The sequence below is a fragment of the Marininema mesophilum genome, assembly GCF_900106775.1.
Classification (GTDB): Bacteria; Bacillota; Bacilli; order Thermoactinomycetales; family DSM-45169; genus Marininema; species Marininema mesophilum.
The window spans coordinates 1-19,311 of the sequence record NZ_FNNQ01000017.1; the positions used below are offsets into that span (position 1 = coordinate 1).

A 19,311-nucleotide genomic window follows, 5' to 3' on the forward strand; every position below is an offset into this window, starting at 1 on the left:
ATCAGACTAAAGTGCCAGCAGCTACTAATCCAGATTATAAAACTAAATATCCGGTCTATCGAGGAGCATTGTATCAATTATCATCCACGTATACCCTTGAACCTGGAACCGGTTTACAAGAACTGATGAAAGCTGGAGGCTGGAACGACTTTATTGATGGATTGGCTAATCAACAATATAAATATAATGACAAAGAACTGTATTATCCCGTAACACCCGGTTCCCATCAATGATCATTTCATTCACGTAGTGAAAAAATAAAGGTAGGTACCGTTATGGTACCTACCTTTATTTTATGTGGCACAAGTTAGTGAAAAATGGATTTACCATTTTAATAAAGGAAACGACTATTGCGCAAATTAATATCATTCCGATGCATTTATGATAGCTGTTCCTTTTGTGGCATTCCCAAACATGATAAACTCTTAGATTCAAGTTATTAATGGTTGACATTTTTTTATGATCTTTCAGCACAATGTCCCTGCCTTGACTGTCCAATCCATCTTGTACTTGTCGTTCTATCATAATGAAAAATTCACAAATCTATTGACAATATAAAAGGATTTATTTATACTTAGCAGAATTTAAGAGGGCGAATGAAAGTGAAAAAAGTCAACCGCGAAGTTCGCCAATCCAGGTACTCTTTGATCCAGATACTTGGATCAAAGAGTACCTGGATTTTTGCGATGAAATTGTTGATGATCAGCCTTGAATTTACCCAAATCTGACTTTTCTTTATTCAATGAAGAATGATCCTAAATAATGAAAATCAACTTACGCCTGTAGGCCTAAGAAAAGCGAGAAATTCTGGTGAGGCACTTCCTATGTAGTTTTACACGTATATGGCTTAGCTCCAGAGCTGTACCATTATCGTGTCAAGAACCAAGTAAATGCGGTATTAGAATAAGAGATTACAAGGTGATTAAATTTGGCAACTCAAAAAAAGATAATTAAAAGTGGTTTTGTAGAATCTTTTCCCTTGGCTATCGCTATTGCTATAAAAGGATTATCTTTTGGTGTTCTAGCAACTCAGGCTAAGTTTAGTTTAGTTGAGATATTGGCTATGTCCATATTCATATTTTCCGGTTCGGTGCAAATGGTAACCGTTGCTATGGTAGCAGGTGGCGCAAGTTTAACGAGTGTGCTTCTAACTGCCACTTTGTTAAATTTGCGCAATATACTATATGGGGCTTCTTTAGCGGAGGGGCTTTCTCCAGCTAAGAAATGGCGATGGTTATTATCTATGGGTGTGTCAGACGAACCTTTTGTTTTAGGAAGTGCTAGATTTAATAAATATGGCCCTGACCCTCTATATTTTGGTGTTGTGGCAGGTTGTTTTTATTTAGCATGGATTATGTCTTCCTTGACTGGTTCTTTAATAGGAACGGGTATAGCCAAACCCGAAGAATGGGGTTTAGATTTAGCCTTCCCTATTACTTTCGTTGCCTTACTTATACCAGGTATTAAAGAAAAACCAGTAGTTGCAACAGCCATTATTGCTGCTATCATGGTAATCGGACTTGAGTATTTAATACCAGACAACCAATTTTCAATCATTATTGCCGGTTTTTTAGCACCATTTGTTGGTATTTACTACTTAAAAAGAGGTGTAAAAAGTGCTGAATGATTGGCTTCTAATCGGATTACTCTCTATTTCTACATATATAACTCGCATCATCGGTGTCCAAATGATGGCAGGACGAAAAGTGAGTTCCACTCTACGTTTATATTTTAATTATGTTCCAGTCGGAATCATATCCGCGCTAATTGTAAAACAAGTTTTTATTCCGACGGATAAAGTGTTGGAGATTTCTTATCCTGTGCTTATTGGTTGCCTTATTACAGCAATTATTATTGCGAAGATACAAATGTTCCTTCCAGCAGTTGCCCTTGGGATAATTTCCGGATGGTTAGTACGTTACGTTATATCAAATGGGTTCTAAATTTGGAGATGGAAGATGGCAGGGAGTTCTTGGGAGCTCCCATCTACTAAAAGATCTTGAAAAATTGGCCTCAAATTTATTGATCAAACTACTGGTAATGAAATCTTACATGTATGTCAAGACGCGATTGCCTATGGTAGTATTAACGAGAAAATCAGTTAAGAACGAATTCGGTTGGGAGCGGGGCCCATATGCAAATGATATCCAAAAATGGCCCCTAGACTCTTAATAAGAATGCCGAGCTCATTCGCGACCTATTGGTCACGATGAAGGAACGGTAAGCATGAAGGGTGGCATTTCTTTAAAGAAATGCCACCCTATCTTTTGAGAATATAAGAAGAAACAGGTGAAGACATGGAAGATATTCGTGTGCTGATCGCCGATGATGACAAAGAAATTAGAGATTTGTTGAAAAAGTATTTGGAAAGGGAACTGTACAAGGTGGATACGGCCGTCAATGGTGAGGAAGCTCTTGGTTTGTTCGGTAAAAACAAATATAATCTGATTATTTTGGATCTCATGATGCCGAAGCTGGATGGCATGGAAGTGTGCAGGAGGCTCAGAAACACAAGCAATGTCCCGATCCTGATGCTGACAGCCAAAGATCATGAGGTTGACAAAATCGTGGGCCTGAGCATAGGTGCGGATGATTACATCACCAAACCTTTCAGCATCAATGAAGTGGTTGCCAGAGTAAAGGCGCTCATGAGGAGATATTTGGTACTCGGTAGAGAGGGCGGCATTCATGAAAAAATGCTGATCAAGTTCAAGGGCCTTACGGTGAATCTGAAGACGTACACAGTCCACAGTACCGAAGAGGAAATACCGTTAACCGCAAAAGAAGTTCAATTGCTGAAATTTTTTATCACCCACCCCGGTCAAGTATTTACAAAAACCCAGTTATTTCGCAATGTGTGGAACAGCGATTACCTAGAAGATGACAATACCGTCATGGTGCATATCAGAAAGCTTCGAAAGAAAATAGAAGCCGATCCTTCCAATCCGCAATTTATTCAGACCGTGTGGGGAATCGGATATAAGTTTGTGGGTGAAAAAGATGACGAAGGATAACCAAGTCTTTCTGCTGATCCTTCAATTCACCGCACTCATGGGACTTTTTATTCTGGATGTCAACAACCGCTTTCCTGAAATGCCCAGATCAATCTTGTTTGTTGTTTTATTCATGACCACCGCTCTTCTTTTGTTTGCCAGATTCCGTTTCCTCTCCAGACTGAAGCACATGGTCACGGTATTGGGACAGGTAAGGGATGGAAATTTGAAGACCCGGTTGTTCGCCAAAGGGGACCTCTTGCTGGATGAAGTGACTTTCTCAGTGAACGAATTAATAGAACAACTTGAGAGAGTGCAAGTCCAGACGATACAATCCCAGGCGGCCAGAAGGAGCCTTTTGTCAAGTATATCTCACGATATTCGGACTCCTCTTACATCTATTATTGGATATGTGGACGCGTTAAAGGATGATATCGCTGTATCAGTGGCAGAAAAACAAGAATATCTGGAGATCGTCTCCAAAAAGTCCAAGGGGCTGAAGCAACTGATCGGTGAAATATTCACGATGGCCAAATTAGACGCCGATGAAATGCCGATAAAACCGGAACCTCTCGACTTTGCCGAAATGGCCAGGGAAACGTTGATTGAGTTTTTGCCCGATCTCAAAAAACATGGGATCGAGTTGAAAGTGAGCATGCCGGATAAAAATTGCCTCATCATGGCGGATCGCCTGAGCCTGATGCGGATCATCAGAAACATCATCAGGAATGCCGTTCATTATGGCCAAGCGGGAAAAGTGTTGGGTATGGTGCTGACCGAAACCGCCCATGAGTATCAATTGCTCGTTTGGGATCAAGGGCCGGGCATAGACAAAAATGATATCGGGAACGTGTTTGAACGAATGTATCGAAGTGACCGGTCTAGGAATCCTTTGCATGGAGGAAGCGGACTGGGTCTGGCGATCGCCAAAGCGCTGGTCGAAAAAAACGGCGGAAGGATATGGGTGGCAAGCATCCCTTGGGAACGAACGACGTTTGGTTTTTCAATCCCCAAACGCAATCGACCCACACTGATTTAAGAAATATTTAAGAAATAGGTAAGACGTAGTTAAATCCTCGATCCCAGAATGTAACTATGCTGATGGAAAGAAGGTGTTCTCAAATAAGTGTCGTCATTAAAACGCTGAATCTGACAAAGATTTATGGCGAACAAAAATCCGTCGACAATCTGAATATGACTGTGAAACAAGGACAAATATACGGATTTCTTGGACGAAATGGAGCGGGCAAAACGACTACGATCCGGATGTTATTGGGATTGATCAAGCCGACCCATGGGGAGATCGAAATATTTGGAGAGAATTTTATTAACAATCAAAAAGAGATTTTGCGAAAAATCGGCTCGATTGTTGAAGTGCCCGGCTTTTATGAGAACCTTACGGCCAGAGAGAATTTGCTCGTCAACGCCAGAATCATCGGAATTCACAAGAAAAAAGCGATCGATGAATCATTGGAGATCGTGGGACTGCACAATGAAACAAAAAAATTGGTCGGTGAATACTCGTTGGGAATGAAGCAGAGACTGGGGATCGCTAGAGCGCTTCTCCATTATCCGGAGCTGCTGATCCTGGATGAACCCACTAACGGACTGGATCCGATCGGGATTAAGGAAATGCGCAGGCTCATTTTTAATTTGGCTAGCGAAAGAAATATTACCATTCTCATTTCAAGCCATATATTATCGGAAATCGAGCAGTTGGTTGATCACTTGGGTATCATCCACCAAGGGAGACTTTTAGAAGAAGTCTCATTTGACCAACTCAGGAAAAGAAACCGCAAATACTTGGAATTCCAAGTGTCCAACGACAACAAAGCGACGATGCTTCTGGAGAACCATTTTAACGTTACCGATTACGAAGTCCATGACGAGGGGAATATCCGCGTGTATTCACATCTGGGACAACAGGGGCAAATCAATAAATTGTTCGTGCAAAATGATATTGAAGTGGCAAAGATTATGATGAGCGAGGACAGACTGGAAGATTACTTCACGAAATTGGTTGGAGGTGGGACGATTGGTTAATCTGGTGTATACCGAACTCTTGAAACTCAAGCGTTCCAAAATGTTCTTACTCAGCATTATCGGAGCGGCAGTAGCCCCACTTATGGTGGCTATCGCCATGTTTATTCAGGAGCCTACGGTGCTCGCCAAATTTGACGTGCTGTTCTTGAATACGAGCAAATATGCCGTATTGATTATAGGAGCCCCGCTGTATGGAGTCATTACCGCCTATCTCTATAGTCGGGAATATACAGAAGACACACTAAAAAACCTGTTGACGATCCCAGTTTCGCGGATCAGTTTGCTTATGAGTAAATGGATTCTCCTCTTCTTTTGGATCATGCTGTTGACTTTAGTGGTATGGGGCCTGGCATTGTTGATGGGAATCCTGTTGCAGTTTGAGGGGCTAAGCTTCTTGATGGTCACGCAATCCTTCGGCAAATTCGCGATAGCTGGAGTATTTCTTTTCATTTTGTCTACCCCGATTGTGCTGATCACGCTCATGTTGAAAAATTTTGTGCCCACCATTGTCGTCACAATCGTGATCACGTTGCTCAACGTGATGTTGGCCACTTCCGAACACAGGGGGTTGTTCCCTTGGGTAGCCGCATTGGATATTGCGAATGGTACCCTTGAGCCAACATACCCATCAGAAGTTTCGTATCTGCTGATTGCGGCTACGGCTTTTTTGGGATTCATAGCGAGCATCGTTTACTTTAAAAAGGTGGATGTTCACTGAAGATGTCGGGGAATCCGCAATTGTGTGATTCATACAGGCTTTCCAAGAAAGAGAATCAGCGTCAGCTTAACCCCCTTTGCCATTTATCGTTTTGTCTTGGCAGGCATCTTGTTGATCGCATTGTATCTTTAATACGGAAAACCCGGTGGTCTAAACAATTAACGGGCTTGGTATCCACAAGCGGTCCTACAGATCACACTCCCCACATAATCATATTTGGAAATGAGGGGGGATTGAAGTGACTCGAGAGCGAAGTGCACCGGTTTTCGACTATATCGTCATAGGAACCGGTCCAGCAGGTGCGGCTATAGCAAAAACCCTTACCGATGATAAAAGAACTTCCGTTCTTGTTTTGGAAGCAGGGGGAAATAACGATAGTAACCAGCCGATCAGGGATTCTACATTTGCTTTAGAGCTTGAAGAGCGATTTTTTCCACAGTACTTTTGGCAAGGAGAGGGGGTCCCGCAGGAAAACCTTAATGAGCTTACTTTTGAGTGGACCACCGGTCGCCTCTCAGGGGGTGGCTCTTCGATCAACGGCGAACAGTATGTACGACCCACGGCGGCTGTTTTTAGAGAATGGGAAAACCTTCTGGGTCCTCTCTGGTCATCCCGACGAGCGATCATGAATTTCAAAAGGTTGGAGAAATACAACGGAAACACCAATACCCCTAAGGTCCGAGGTTTTAATGGAAAAATCAACATCAGGCAGGCTCCAAAGAATCCCACCACCATGGCCAAAAAGCTGGTCTCAGCCATAGAGCAGGCAACAGGATTCAAAGAAATTCTTGATTATAATGATCCTACAACCCCTCTCGGCTCCTTTACCCGCTGGCAGCTATATCAGAAGCCAAACGGCCAACGAGAAAGCGCATCTACCGCCTTTCTTTCATCAGATATCATGACCCGTGACGGTCGTGGTGTAAACGGTCGGAAGTTGAACGTTTCTTTTAAATCCACGGCTCTTCGTGTGCTTTTCCACAATAGGCGCGCAGACAGTGTTGAATTCCTTAAAGAGAGTAAGTACATTCGAGCTTGTGCTCGCAAGAAAATCATTGTTTCAGCAGGGATCAATAGCGCACAGCTATTGATGCTTTCTGGAATCGGCCCCGCCGAGCTTCTTAAAAAGGCAGGGATTTCTGTTGTTTTTAATAATCCGAATGTGGGTAGGCACCTCAGAAATCACACGCTTAACTTCGCCGTTTTTACAACCAATCCAAACGATAATCCCGTACCTCCCGATGATCTTCATTCTCTTTATACAGGTGGTGCCTTTCTGCCGGATCCTACACCTGGAGCAGACCAAGATCGTCGGGGCGTACAGCTTATAGGGATCCGCTTAGAGGACACATTAACCATCGCGATCCTTTTCTTGCAAACTAAAAGCCAAGGATCCGTTGAGATACAGAGCAATGACCCATTACAAATTGTACTTGCCGATGAAGGTTTTCTTGAAAATACCACAGACCTCGAAGCGGTAAAAAACATCTACAAGATTTATATTAAGAACATAGCGGCTAAATTGTCAGCTATTGATTCAGCATATCAAATCGTTTCTCCCACCTTGGACATCATTAATGATGAGGCCAAGCTTGAACAGTTTATCAAAGAAAATTTTGATCATAATCACCACCAACAAGGCACGCTTCGAATGGCACCTCTTCAGAAGGGTGGGGTTGTAGATCGCCGAGGGCGGGTTCATGGGGTGAAGGACTTAATTGTAGCTGATGCTTCCATCGTCCCCTTCACTGTAGATGGCAACACTTCAGCCCCCGCGTACCTCATTGGTTTCACCATTGCACAGCAATTACTTAAACAGAAAGGGAATCGAAGCTTCCCTGGACAGAACAATGAGCCTGAGGAGTGATATGTAACCCAAACCCTTCCGTACACACATTACGAAACCAATACACGGGAACCTGCTTGCGACAGTTATTCAAAAAAACGTGTCATCAAGATCTTGGAAGCGTTCTTCCTTGACGATGATGATCAATAAAACGAAAATTAGACGGCTAAATGGCCGTCTAATTTTTATAACTGATTAAATAATATCTACTTCTTTCTACCAATCAATATTTTACTTCTCTTCTAAAATCGCCACCACTCTACTCCACCCAGCACTAGCTCCTTCAATTTTCACGGGAAAAGCTTGTACAGTGAAACCGAAAGGCTTTGGTATTTCTTCTAGATTGCACAATCTCTCAATTTGACAATATTCCTTCTCCCTACCAAACAAATGAGCTTCCCAGAATTGACCCTTACCACTTATCGATTCCTCTGCCATCCTATCGAACGGCCTGTCTAACCCCCAGGCATCGATTCCGATCAGCTTAACGCCCTGACTAACAAGGAATTGAACCGCCGACCTTACTAAGCCAGGTTGTTTATTCGCGTAACCAGGGGTCCCAAACAACTTCGATGCACCCGTATGAATTAATACAATATCAAAGGGATTCAAGTCATAACCGATTCTATTTAATTCTGACTTGATGTCCTGTTCATCAATGCCCTCTCCAATACCTTTGTGACAAAAATCCAGTAATACCCCATCACCATAACACCATTGCAGGGGAATTTGATCGATGGTCTTAGCTGGTCTACCTTCCGATAAGGAACCATAATGATAGGGAGCATCCACATGGGTTCCTGAATGTGAACTTAGTGTTACCTCCTCTGTAGCCCACCCCTCTTTGTTGGGGAAAAACTCATGATCACCTAATAATTTTTTAGCTTGTGAGACTGCTACGGAATGATCTAGATATTTTATATGATGTTGATTTATTTCATACGGCGAAGTACGGTTGCTTAATTGATCGGATAAATCAATTAACGTAGTTTGTATCCCATTGCGAATATATCTTTCTTTCGTCAATTCTTCATCACCCTCCCGTCTATTTGAACTACCTCTCCGGTGATTCACCACAATTTTCATATTTTAAAAATAAATTCTTTTATATTTATTAAAGGCACTCTAATTAATTAACCTTAAATAGAGATAACTAATCAGGTATTTTTTCCCTATTATTTATTTTAGACTTACTGGTACAACCCTTATTAAATCCAAGGAGGGCACATATATATTAGTCATCGAAAATCTTACCGAAAGGGGTTCCTATATTGATGCCATACAATTTGTATGAAACAAGGTTCATACGTGAATCCGATCCAAAAACTGACCATCTCGTATTCCCTCTTCCCAAGGAATGGTGGAGTAGAGGGTATGAATATGAGTGGGCAAAAAACTTTGCCCATCATAACGAAACCGTACTTGACGCCGCTTGCGGTCTCTCTCATCCACTCAAGTTTTACTTGGCACAGCGATGCAAAGAAGTACATGCATGCGATATCAATCCAGGAATTTTATCAGAGCAAAAAATCATTCAAGAATTGGAATCCACATTAGGAAATGATCAATTTAACGAAAAAATTAGTTGTATTTTAAAAAATATTCACTTTTCCCAGGCGAATATTACGAAATTACCCTATTCCGCCTTCCATTTTGATAAAATATTTTGTATATCCGTACTTGAACATTTATCATCTGTTCAACAAAAACTTGCCTTAAAAGAATTTGCTCACATTCTTAAACCGGATGGATTAATTGTGCTTACCTTTGATTTCCCTACGATTGACTTGAATACTTTTAAGGAAATGATCGAAACAGAAGAATTTGACTTTGCCACGATACACTCTTTCGAACAACCAAGCGATGTCCTCTCAACCAATATGTATGGAAAACTGCAGTGTTATCGAGCGATTTTAAAAAAGAAAACTTCTACAAAACAACTCTTAAGTCATAGTATAAAGACCTTAAAAAGTATCACATAGAATTATATCACCAAATGGATCCTACTCGATCTTACCGCATTCTTGAATTAGGTGGAGGACAATCTACACTATTTTGGAAGTCGCTTTGCCAACAAAAATTAATTCCAATAGAAGTGATTACTTTAGAGCACGACCAGAGATGGAGCGAAGAATTGTCTAGCCGTATAGGGTACATGCATAAGATTCAGGTAACACGATGTATTGCACAGAAGTTATATTTAAGAAAGCCAACCTCTGTATAGGGTTGGCTTTCTTCACCATGTATAGCCGACATTGTGAAAATGACGATATAAAATCTTCTCCCACTTATTCATCCACCTTTTTCGATCAAAGACCAGGGAAGTGCGACGTGCGTTCTTTCCTAAACGCTTACACTCTTCGGTATCTGTTACTAAGAAACGAAGTACATCCGTAATCTCGTCCGCATGAGGATTAACTAAATAGCCATTGTACCCTTGAAGAATCAAATCGTTTAATCCACCCACATTACTTGCAACTATTGCTTTTCCTGTACTCAGCGCTTCTAGGCATGAAAAAGAAGTTCCCTCTGAGAAGATGGTAGGAATCACCACAATATCTGCTTCTTGATAAGCCTTCGCTACGTCATGGAAGTTGTAAGTCATCTTTCGTAATCGATCTTGATGTGGATGAACACTAAACCAACGAGAAAAGGCGCGATGGACCAATTCTCCTTCCTGAAAATCACCCGCGAATTCTACTTCCAAAAATGGATAATTGGTTAGCAAGTCATCTACGGCCACCATCATCGGGATGACTCCACGTTCCCAGCTAATTCGCCTCGGAAAAAGGATTCTTACTCGTCCATTTTCATTGTTCTTCTTTCTAATAGGATGAAAGTGACGGGTATCCACAAAATTGGGTAGAAACTCCATTTGATCCGGATACTTCAAATTACAAACCGTCCGTGTAAAGCTTAGAAAGTGAGTATCCACACTTACTACAGTACGAACCTGATCTAAGGCCCCTTGAATGGCTTTTCCTATCATCTTTTTATTTTCTACATTATCTAACGGATGATCCCAATTAATCCCATGGCTGATTATCAGTCCATCCGAGCGATACTGCATGGGCTTCCAAATAAAACTAGCATAAATGACAGGAGCATTGGCTCCTGTAGCCATTCCCTGAAATACGTTCGTGCGGTCTTGTTCTTCACATGAGTATCCATGAACCGGTATTCCATCCATTTCTACTGAAAAGGATTGTTTGTACCCAAGTTGATGTACTTCTGGTGCTAGTCCCATCCTCGTAATTACATGACATAAATCAACTATATACCGTTCTAATCCACCGCCAAATACTCTGTCTAATCGATTATTATAAGCATCCAAAAAACTATGTGTAAGAATACGAATTTGCTTACTCATGAGTAATCTCCCCCCATTTTCCATTTCTGAAGGGTGGATCTCCAATTTTCGCGCCACTTTTGTATACCTCTTCTCAGAACAGTCTCTCGTCCACGTCGACCGATCACCTCTCGTCGAACAGGGTCATCTAGCAACAGGAGAGCTGACTGGGTCACATTTTCAAGTGTGGGAGAAGTAAGATATCCATTATAACTGTCTATTATCCAATCATTTACTCTACCAAAAGAAGAGGCAATGATGGGTACTCCACAAGCTAATGCTTCTAAACATATATCTATAGAATCTGTGTCATTAAAATGAGGATGTATCAGAATATCCGTTGTCCATAGCTGATCCCTTCTCATCAAAGCACAACCAAAATCAACTGTTTCGATGCGTTCCGATGCTAAGTGATGGGATTGCCACCGTTGATAGATCCACAACAACTCCCGGTTTACTGAGGAAGGTTGTGTAAAACAAACCTTTACAGTGGGATGATGCTCCAAAAGCCAATCAGCGATTTCTATCGATAACAGAAACCCCTGCTTATCCTCGGTCGATAGCGGCATCCATATGTTCACGGAGGATCTTTCCTCCCGCTCTTTTGGATTGGAATGATAAAACTCACCATTTAATCCGTCAGGAATGAAGTGAACACGATTATATGGGAATGTACATACGCTACGGCAGTAGGTAAGCAAGTAGCTATCTGTCACTATTAATTTGTAAAGCTGGTTTAACCCCTGTTGTACGTTTTCCGCTCGTTTATGCTTTTCCTCCTGAGTTTCGCCTTCTCTAATCCATTGCATCCCTTGGATAACCCCCAGACTCCCCTGTCGAACCCATCCAGAGAAGGAGAGGAAATCCAAAAAGATACAGGCTCCCTCTGCTTTCTTTGCAACATTGATAGAATGATCTCGCAACAGAATCCCTTGAATCATTCGCTCTTCTTCCTGTTCTTTCATCCGGTGAATCTCAACGCCCCAACCCATCTCCTGAATTAGATGAGCCAAGTCAAAAGCATAGGTTCCTAGACGATCAATGGGGGTCTCTTCTTTTAAAGAAAAATCAGGAGCAAACAGATGAATAGATTCACTCATAGGGTTTCCTCCTCCCATCGCAGTAGGTTGGGGTTTCGATCTAAAATGGAGTGATATTGTTCCAAGTTACCCCATTTCCCTTGTGGATCTATGCGGATGTACCGCTCATATTTCAGACGGCGTTCTTCTTCGTTACCCGACCAACCCAAGTGTTTTACTCTGAAGTCGGAACAGTGACTCGGAAGAACAAGATAACTAATAGGCAACCTTGGTACATGATGATTTTGTTGAGGATAGATACAGGGATAATTAGGGAAATAGCGGATCAATATCGGAGTATATCGCTGATGTAACTGCCACAAATGATCGGATCGATAATGGGTTTGTGATCCCCAAAAATCATAAAAACGAAATCCCACTTGATCGAAGTCGGTCTGATCTATCAAATTTCGGATATGCTTGCTTGCCCGCGTTTCAAAAATTTCATCAGCATCGATTGCTAAAATCCAATCGGGTTCTCTAGAACAAGCAAGGTCCCATAACTTTCCCCGAAGCTTCCATTCTTGACCAAATAAACTCTCTTTTTCTCTTTCTATTTTGGTTACTTTTTTAAAACTTTGGCATAAATCAGGTGTTTCATCCGTGCTCGCATCATCAATGATGACGATCTCATCGGCGAACATTTCCAGAGAAGTAAGCACCTTCTCTAAATAACGCCCTACCTCATTGCGCACCTGCATCATAGCGATCAATCTGTTATCTTTTTCTTTGCGTATCGGTTCCATTTTCGCCCTCCTTTCTAAAATAAATAATTTCATTATTAAATAAGTTATATTTTTTAATTAATAAGACTGAATTACTTTTTCTACGTTCTCTGTCTCAATAATATGAAGTAAAGCGTTATAGTCATGTAGAGATGCATGTAGAAAAGATTGAATCGAACCTGGAATATTCCCTTTCAAGAAATGAATCAATCCTTGCACAATTTTCGCTTGCACAGCATGATCTAATACTTTCCTACCATTCATTTGGTTAAGAGCTTCATCCAAATCACCACATTTTAATAAGCTCTTAATTAATAGTTGTTGCTTTTCCAAACCACTTTCTTCGCTCTCATCTTCTTCTAGAACTAAACGAGCTTTTCGCCAATCACCGTTTAATCCAAACAGAGCACCCTTAGTTAAATGTATCTGTCCTTCATTTGCCCACGTCAACAACTGATGATAAAATTGACGATCACTACTATTGCTAGCAGTGATACCAAAGGTTTGAATCGATTCTTCCAGTCGACCAGAAGCTAATTGAATAGCTGACCGAAATCGATAACGGCCTGCCCACTTATCCGTTTTCCCACTCATTAATAGGGATTCAAAGGAGTCAAGAAGATTGTTTTCTGCCTCTTCTTTTCCTAGAAAATATTGATAGAGACAAGCTAGATACAATGTTTGTTCTCGATGTCCGAGGCGTTCAGCTAATTGAAGGTAGTGACCTTCGCGAATGATCCGTTGTTTTTCAACCACTTCCTGCATGTTTTCTCCTTGTGTGAATTTACGAAAACATTCTAATAATAAGATATCATTCATGAGATCATCTTCTGCTAAGAGGACCACCTGTGAAAATAGAAGTGAATATTCTATATATAAGTTCTCGGACTCACACCCTATCCAATCACTCTTCCCCCCCGCTAACAAAGCGAATTTATTCCATAAAGACCTCTGTTTAGAGTTCTGTGGTGGATTGGACAACAGTGTAATAATGTAGCGTGGATTAAATGTACACACCACAGGAAGCCAAAAGGGGTCGCTCAGAATGACACAATAATCGTTAGCATTTAGATCATTTAAAAAATGAGGATGAAGTGTCGGTTCATGAGCCCATCTTTCGGGCTGATAGGTAATCGTAGTAATTTCCCAATCTGAAAACAAGGTGTGTACGCGTGAAACCAACCGGTTGTCTTCTCTCCCCTTAAATAACAAAAGTTTCATTTTCCGTCCTCCCTCACCCCTTAGTAATAATAAGATCCCTGTTATTCACACTAGAGCGGTTAAAATACTTCCATATAGCCGCAACAATCCGGTCCGATGCCCGTCCATCACCAAATGGATTTTTTCTTCCTTCCCACGCTCTTTTATCTTCATTCAACAATCGTCTCCCTTCACTGAAGATACGATCCTCATCACAACCTGTAAGCACTCCCCAACCTCCTTCGATTACTTCGGGACGCTCTGTCTCCATCCTAGTAATCAGCAAAGGGACATTAAAAGAAGGAACCTCTTCTTGGATTCCTCCAGAATCCGAAACAATCAATGATGCATTAGCCGCCAGAAAATGAAAATCGACCACTGGCATAGGATCCATAAGCACAACCTCAGGCCTACCTTCAAAGGCACGTCTGGCTGCTTCCTTTAACGCTGGATTAGGATGAGTAGGGAAAACGATTCGTCCGTTTGGGAGCAACTTTACTAACTTTAATACTCCTCGAAATACACTCTGCATCGGTTCTCCCCAATGTTCCCTTCGATGGGAAGTAATCAGAATATATGGACTTCCTTTCAAATATCTTTTCATTGTGAGATCACTTGGCTGATGTTTGATCCACCGCATTGCGTCCACAATCGTATTCCCCGTTACATGGATACAGGTTACATCTACCCCTTCCCTAATAAGATTACGGGCGGACCGAAGAGTGGGAGAGAAATGAAGGCTACTCAATCTTCCCAGTAAGCGGCGGTTCATCTCTTCTGGAAAAGGAATTTCAGAATGAGTAGTTCGAAGTCCCGCTTCAATATGCCCAACTGGAACCCTCTGATGAAAAGAAACCAGCCCAGCAATAAAGGCAGAAGTAGTATCCCCCTGGACAATCGTCATATGAGGCTGTACTTGTTCCATGATTCCTGGTAACCTCTCCAATATCCGTGCCGCAATGTCATCTAAACTCTGCTGCTCAGCCATTACATCTAAATTAAAGTCAGTACAAATCCCGAAGACTTCTAATACTGAGCTAACCATCTCCCTATGTTGACCCGTCACACACACTTTCACTTCTATGTTGGATTCATGATAAAGACGATGAATAACTGGTGCCATTTTAATAGCTTCTGGACGAGTACCAAATACTGCTAAGATTTTGAGCGATTTCATCTCCCTCTCCTTTTAAAAGACTTTTATTTCTGATTGCTTATTCCCGTCACTGCTATTTGAACGTTATCTTTTTTTCTTTCGGCCCGTTCTTTTTTTCTCTTTTTTCTTATCCATCAACTCTTTAACTAATTTTAAATTTCTCAGCATTTCTTCATCCCCTGCTCGAAAAGACAACGCTTTTTTATAATGACGATAAACTTTGCTATACTGTCCTAGTTGAAGATAGCATAATGCTAGTTGTTTATTTGGAAACCATGTACGAAAAGTTTCACTGGTTGAACCTTGAATATTTTTATCGCATGGGACATTAACCGCTAGTTCATACCAAAAGATTGCCGCATCATACTCCTTCTTCTTTACAAAATGTTCTCCCAAGCGACAACAAAATTCGGGAAGTGGTAGCCCTTCAGCAAATGATTGTAATGTTATCTCCAATTCTTTTTTAGTATCTCCTATGAGATGGTAACAAGTAGCTAATTGGTTATATGTAAACGTCCTCCAACTCGATGAGTTATTTTTTTTCCTCAAAAATTCTTCGTAATAACCAATTGCTTTCTCATATTGCTTATCTCCTTTCAATTCTTGTGCATAATGGAAGATATCCTGTGTAGTTAAGGTCAATCCCTTCGCCAAATGTTTTTCATAAATTTGAAGGTTCCTTTTTTCTGTGCTTGGCTTCATCTTTTTATGGATAATGATGATATCACTCTCTAGAATAGTGGGATTACCACCTTTTCCTTCCCAACTCAAATCCTCGTGAACTACACCTATCCATCTAAAAGGGCTCTTCCGCTTAATTAGTCGAATCCTCCGTGCAGTGGTCGTTACATTACCGTATGAATCAAAGGTTGTATGATAATCCATCCTGACAGCGTCAAAGGATGGATTCAATGTCCGTTTTAGGTGGATTAACTTTTTAAGATTATTTGAGTTAACAACGTCATCTGCATCTAACCAAAAGATATAATCCATCGTTGCTTGTTCAAATGTATAGTTGCGTGCGGCTGAAAAATCTTCCACCCACTCAAACGCAAACACTTTTTCTGTCCATTTCCGGGAAATTTCCATAGTGTTATCGCTAGAACCTGTATCTACAATGATGATTTCGTCTGGAAATCCCTTGACGGATTGTAATGCTCGATCCAAAATGTCTTCCTCGTCTTTCACAATCATACAAAGACTGATCGTCAACGTCTTTTCACCCCTTTCCTTCCCATCAATCAATTTATGTGCGTCGAAGATATTTTATGTAGCAGACAAATGCCAAGGCACCCCTCTGAATTCAGAGGGGTGCCTTGGCATTTTCACAAAATATAACCCAGTATCTTTGCAGATTTTATTACAGGTGGAATGTGAGATAGTACACGCCCACAACTGAATCACCCCAAGGGCAAATTCCTTTGAGCGCTGTGGGATTTTGGGAGTACCCATCTACTGACGGGAAGCATTTAATAGAACATTCTGCTCCTAGCTACGTTCAGTTTCCATAGAGAAAAAAGCATTCCGTAGGATGCTTCCAAATCACTCATCCGGTATAAAGATAATCAATTCCCATGCTTAATTGTTAACATTATTAATACTCCATTCGATGTGATTATCTAGTTGACACCATTGGACTATTGCATTAATGTAATTGTTTTCAATAATCATTTCTTGCAAAAATGCTTTGTGATAATCAGTAATATGATTATTTTGTCGGAGACTATCCAGGTCAATCCAATGAGGGGTTAATTTTTCGGGCTCCATCACCTTAAGGTCTCCAGCAACATTTTGCGTCTTAAAGAAGAAGCAGACTGAATGATAGTCACTGGTATGGGCTATAAATGACACAACCCCACACAGGTTCAAATCATCCACGCGAAGGCCAGTTTCTTCATAAACCTCTCTGATACAGGCAGCTTCTAATGGTTCATGCAACTCAACATGTCCCCCTGGAGGTATAAACTGGTTATATACTGATGAGTTTCGATTTTTCTTCTTGACCATGGCGATCTTGCTATCCTTCATCACTAAACAAGAGACCTGGACTCTTATACTCAACCCTTTCTCCCCTCTCATTCTGTACGATTCCTAAAACGCCGAATTTTACCACTTTTATTGATAAACGTTTTAATTCTAATATTTATATTACTTTTATGGTATTCTTAGCAAACGTTTAGGATTAAGAAATCCCATCTTTCCATGTACACGTTTAAAATTTATCCTTTTAGCAATAAATCCTTCTCTAAACCTTTTCCTTCAAAGACGAGCACAGTCATTCCCGTTTCACTGCCGGACTCATGCTCTTCTCCACTTGACCAAAAGGCAGCCTGCCCTGCTCGAATTGGAATGGACTTCGTATCTTTTGTTCTAACCCACCCCTCCCCAACAACAACCATAAAAAGCTGGGGTCCAGGAGTTACATGGAGGCCAAGTAAACTTTTCTGTGAAAAATGGATACACCCAGTCTGTACCCATCCCCCCTGTTTTATGATCGGTGTAATACGTATTCCCTGGCTACCAAACTGCGTTATTTTCTTTGCATCTTCAGCCCCAAAATTTAATAACTTCATCTTCTCCTCCCCTCTTGATCTCCAAAAGATCTGTACTTTCCTATTATCACTAGACATTGACGTTGCGTAAACATATGTTCTGTGCGAGTTGGTCGCAACACGAAAGGGATTGCCCCTTTGACTAGAGGGGAGTAATCTCCTATATATAGTTTTCCTACCCTGTCCCTTATATCAGAGGATATGCCTTGAACGCTCAATACCACCTTCTACCTGGACTCACTTGCTCTTTTAGGCTTTACTTTTTTCTCATGCGAAATAGTACCCCAGGAAGCCTGTCTTAATTCACTAAACATTATTAGTATTGCTGATAAAAATATAACTGCAGCAGACCCAATAAAAACAGATGTTGTTCCTTTTATTTCAGAAATATATCCAGCTAATAACACACTAACAGGAGCCAATACGCCTGAGATTAACCGAGACGCACCATTGACCCTACCTAGCAGTTCCGGATCTGTCGTTGACTGAATAAATAGTGATATGAGCCTAGAGATAATAACTACACCAAACATAATAGGCCATATAAGCAGCTTTCTCAAAAATGATTGTCTATATGTAAACAAAAAGCCTTCCCAACTGTTTGAAAGTATTCTCTTCGGGGTTATTTTCTCTATTTTAGGTTTTTTGTTATATGATTGGAGGAATAAAAATGTAAAAAGTAGCAATAAAAAAATACCAGAATTAATCCACACACTACCAAATAATCCGAATATAGAAATTATACCACCAGATATAGCAGGCCCTAAAGCTTGGCCTGTAGATAATGCTACTTGCATAAATCCGTTAGCACTAGGTAGATCCTCCTTCTCTACAATTTGGGGTATAATAGAAACGTCAGCAATACCATACAAGCATACACAGATATCTAATATAAAGGAAACTAAAAATATAAGGGATATATTCAGAAAATCGAGCCTCTCTGTTACTGGAATTAAAATTATTAGAGTTGCTTGAAGAACTGCTATTGTAATAAGCAATTTCTTTCTATTATACATATCAACAATAACTCCACCAAACATGTAAACAATAAACTCTGCTAGTTCACCTACTACATACATCGTACCCATTAAAACCGGAGAACCAGTTAGATATAAAACTAATAAGGGCATTAATAAATCATATAAACATTCCCCAATTTTATGTATAAATTGACTTGTACCAATAAATACAAATGAACGGTTTTTTAAAACCGATTTCATTATAATCTTCCTTTCTTCTGCATAAAAGTGGAGAACCTAAGGTTTAACCTTAGGCGCTCTACACCTAAACTACTCAATTACTACATTATATTCTTCTTTTAATCGCGTTTCCCATCAAACCCGGTTTACTGATACCGCTTTAACAATTTTTCATTATAAGTATTTGTAGCAACCGCTCCCCAAATCATACAAATAGGATGAGTGAGAAGTAAGCCAAACCCAAAAGTAAATAAGCCAACAAAAACCTCCACAAAAAACATAATGATCCCACCTAATATGGTGGAGTAAAGCATTCCAAGTGGACCAAAGAAAAAAGTTAGTATTAGAGAAAGTCCCATACTCTTTGTTTGAACAGCGACAACTACATTGGGATTTTGTTGATCCTCCATCATATTCAACTCCTACTATGTAATATTTTTTAATTATTCTA

19 protein-coding genes and 1 pseudogene are annotated in these 19,311 nt (G+C 40.6%); 9 read left to right on the forward strand and 11 right to left on the reverse strand.

The window, feature by feature from the left end; translation table 11 throughout:
• From BLV90_RS16310 to BLV90_RS13975, 8 genes and pseudogenes are all read left to right on the forward strand, one after another.
• Positions 1 to 233, forward strand: a pseudogene (locus BLV90_RS16310) (hypothetical protein); the annotation flags it as partial.
• A gap of 695 nt (positions 234 to 928) precedes the next feature.
• A complete protein-coding gene (locus BLV90_RS13940) occupies positions 929 to 1,627 on the forward strand; it encodes an AzlC family ABC transporter permease (protein WP_091742374.1) in 699 nt (232 codons plus the stop codon).
• Positions 1,617 to 1,943, forward strand: coding sequence for an AzlD domain-containing protein (locus tag BLV90_RS13945; protein ID WP_091742379.1), 327 nt, complete (start codon positions 1,617 to 1,619; stop codon positions 1,941 to 1,943). Before BLV90_RS13940 ends, BLV90_RS13945 begins: the two co-directional genes overlap by 11 nt.
• Positions 1,944 to 2,297: 354 nt before the next feature.
• Positions 2,298 to 3,014 (forward strand): response regulator transcription factor, encoded by a 717-nt coding sequence (locus BLV90_RS13955; RefSeq protein WP_091742385.1) that lies wholly within the window; start codon positions 2,298 to 2,300, stop codon positions 3,012 to 3,014.
• Positions 3,001 to 4,032 (forward strand): sensor histidine kinase, encoded by a 1,032-nt coding sequence (locus BLV90_RS13960; protein WP_091742388.1) that lies wholly within the window; start codon positions 3,001 to 3,003, stop codon positions 4,030 to 4,032. Before BLV90_RS13955 ends, BLV90_RS13960 begins: the two co-directional genes overlap by 14 nt.
• A gap of 62 nt (positions 4,033 to 4,094) precedes the next feature.
• On the forward strand, positions 4,095 to 5,036 hold the full coding sequence (locus BLV90_RS13965; protein ID WP_091742540.1) for an ABC transporter ATP-binding protein: 942 nt from the start codon (positions 4,095 to 4,097) through the stop codon (positions 5,034 to 5,036).
• The gene (locus BLV90_RS13970; protein WP_091742391.1) at positions 5,029 to 5,754 is read left to right on the forward strand and encodes an ABC transporter permease; all 726 of its coding nucleotides are present in this window, start codon (positions 5,029 to 5,031) and stop codon (positions 5,752 to 5,754) included. The genes BLV90_RS13965 and BLV90_RS13970 overlap by 8 nt, the downstream gene beginning before the upstream one ends.
• A 238-nt stretch (positions 5,755 to 5,992) precedes the next feature.
• Positions 5,993 to 7,621, forward strand: a complete 1,629-nt coding sequence (locus BLV90_RS13975) for a GMC family oxidoreductase (protein ID WP_425433899.1) — start codon at positions 5,993 to 5,995, stop codon at positions 7,619 to 7,621.
• 210 nt (positions 7,622 to 7,831) lie between these two features.
• Here BLV90_RS13975 and BLV90_RS13980 read toward each other — a convergent pair whose 3' ends face one another.
• Positions 7,832 to 8,626, reverse strand: coding sequence for a cyclase family protein (locus tag BLV90_RS13980; RefSeq protein WP_177168083.1), 795 nt, complete (start codon positions 8,624 to 8,626; stop codon positions 7,832 to 7,834).
• Between the two features lie 248 nt (positions 8,627 to 8,874).
• On the opposite strand from BLV90_RS13980, the gene BLV90_RS13985 reads away from it, so the two are divergent.
• The gene (locus BLV90_RS13985; RefSeq protein WP_091742400.1) at positions 8,875 to 9,582 is read left to right on the forward strand and encodes a class I SAM-dependent methyltransferase; all 708 of its coding nucleotides are present in this window, start codon (positions 8,875 to 8,877) and stop codon (positions 9,580 to 9,582) included.
• A gap of 254 nt (positions 9,583 to 9,836) precedes the next feature.
• Here BLV90_RS13985 and BLV90_RS13990 read toward each other — a convergent pair whose 3' ends face one another.
• The 10 genes from BLV90_RS13990 to BLV90_RS14035 all read right to left on the reverse strand — a co-directional run bounded on the left by BLV90_RS13990 (position 9,837) and on the right by BLV90_RS14035 (position 19,270).
• Positions 9,837 to 10,970: a glycosyltransferase family 4 protein gene (locus BLV90_RS13990; protein ID WP_091742403.1), complete on the reverse strand. Its 1,134-nt coding sequence runs from the start codon at positions 10,968 to 10,970 to the stop codon at positions 9,837 to 9,839.
• Positions 10,967 to 12,049, reverse strand: a complete 1,083-nt coding sequence (locus BLV90_RS13995; protein ID WP_091742406.1) for a glycosyltransferase — start codon at positions 12,047 to 12,049, stop codon at positions 10,967 to 10,969. Before BLV90_RS13995 ends, BLV90_RS13990 begins: the two co-directional genes overlap by 4 nt.
• A complete protein-coding gene (locus BLV90_RS14000; RefSeq protein WP_091742409.1) occupies positions 12,046 to 12,774 on the reverse strand; it encodes a glycosyltransferase in 729 nt (242 codons plus the stop codon). Before BLV90_RS14000 ends, BLV90_RS13995 begins: the two co-directional genes overlap by 4 nt.
• Before the next feature lie 57 nt (positions 12,775 to 12,831).
• The gene (locus tag BLV90_RS14005; protein ID WP_091742412.1) at positions 12,832 to 13,974 is read right to left on the reverse strand and encodes a hypothetical protein; all 1,143 of its coding nucleotides are present in this window, start codon (positions 13,972 to 13,974) and stop codon (positions 12,832 to 12,834) included.
• Positions 13,975 to 13,987: 13 nt separating this feature from the next.
• A complete protein-coding gene (gene wecB, locus BLV90_RS14010; protein WP_091742415.1) occupies positions 13,988 to 15,130 on the reverse strand; it encodes a non-hydrolyzing UDP-N-acetylglucosamine 2-epimerase in 1,143 nt (380 codons plus the stop codon).
• A 63-nt stretch (positions 15,131 to 15,193) separates the two neighbouring features.
• Positions 15,194 to 16,321 (reverse strand): tetratricopeptide repeat-containing glycosyltransferase family 2 protein, encoded by a 1,128-nt coding sequence (locus BLV90_RS14015; RefSeq protein WP_245726370.1) that lies wholly within the window; start codon positions 16,319 to 16,321, stop codon positions 15,194 to 15,196.
• A 366-nt stretch (positions 16,322 to 16,687) separates the two neighbouring features.
• On the reverse strand, positions 16,688 to 17,188 hold the full coding sequence (locus tag BLV90_RS14020) for an NUDIX domain-containing protein (protein WP_091742418.1): 501 nt from the start codon (positions 17,186 to 17,188) through the stop codon (positions 16,688 to 16,690).
• Positions 17,189 to 17,328: 140 nt separating this feature from the next.
• Positions 17,329 to 17,682 carry a cupin domain-containing protein gene (locus tag BLV90_RS14025; RefSeq protein ID WP_091742421.1) on the reverse strand — a complete coding sequence of 118 codons (354 nt, stop codon included), beginning with the start codon at positions 17,680 to 17,682 and terminating at the stop codon, positions 17,329 to 17,331.
• 206 nt (positions 17,683 to 17,888) lie between these two features.
• A complete protein-coding gene (locus BLV90_RS14030) occupies positions 17,889 to 18,881 on the reverse strand; it encodes an MFS transporter (protein WP_091742424.1) in 993 nt (330 codons plus the stop codon).
• 125 nt (positions 18,882 to 19,006) lie between these two features.
• A complete protein-coding gene (locus BLV90_RS14035; RefSeq protein ID WP_245726371.1) occupies positions 19,007 to 19,270 on the reverse strand; it encodes a hypothetical protein in 264 nt (87 codons plus the stop codon).
• Between the last annotated feature and the right edge of the window lie 41 nt (positions 19,271 to 19,311).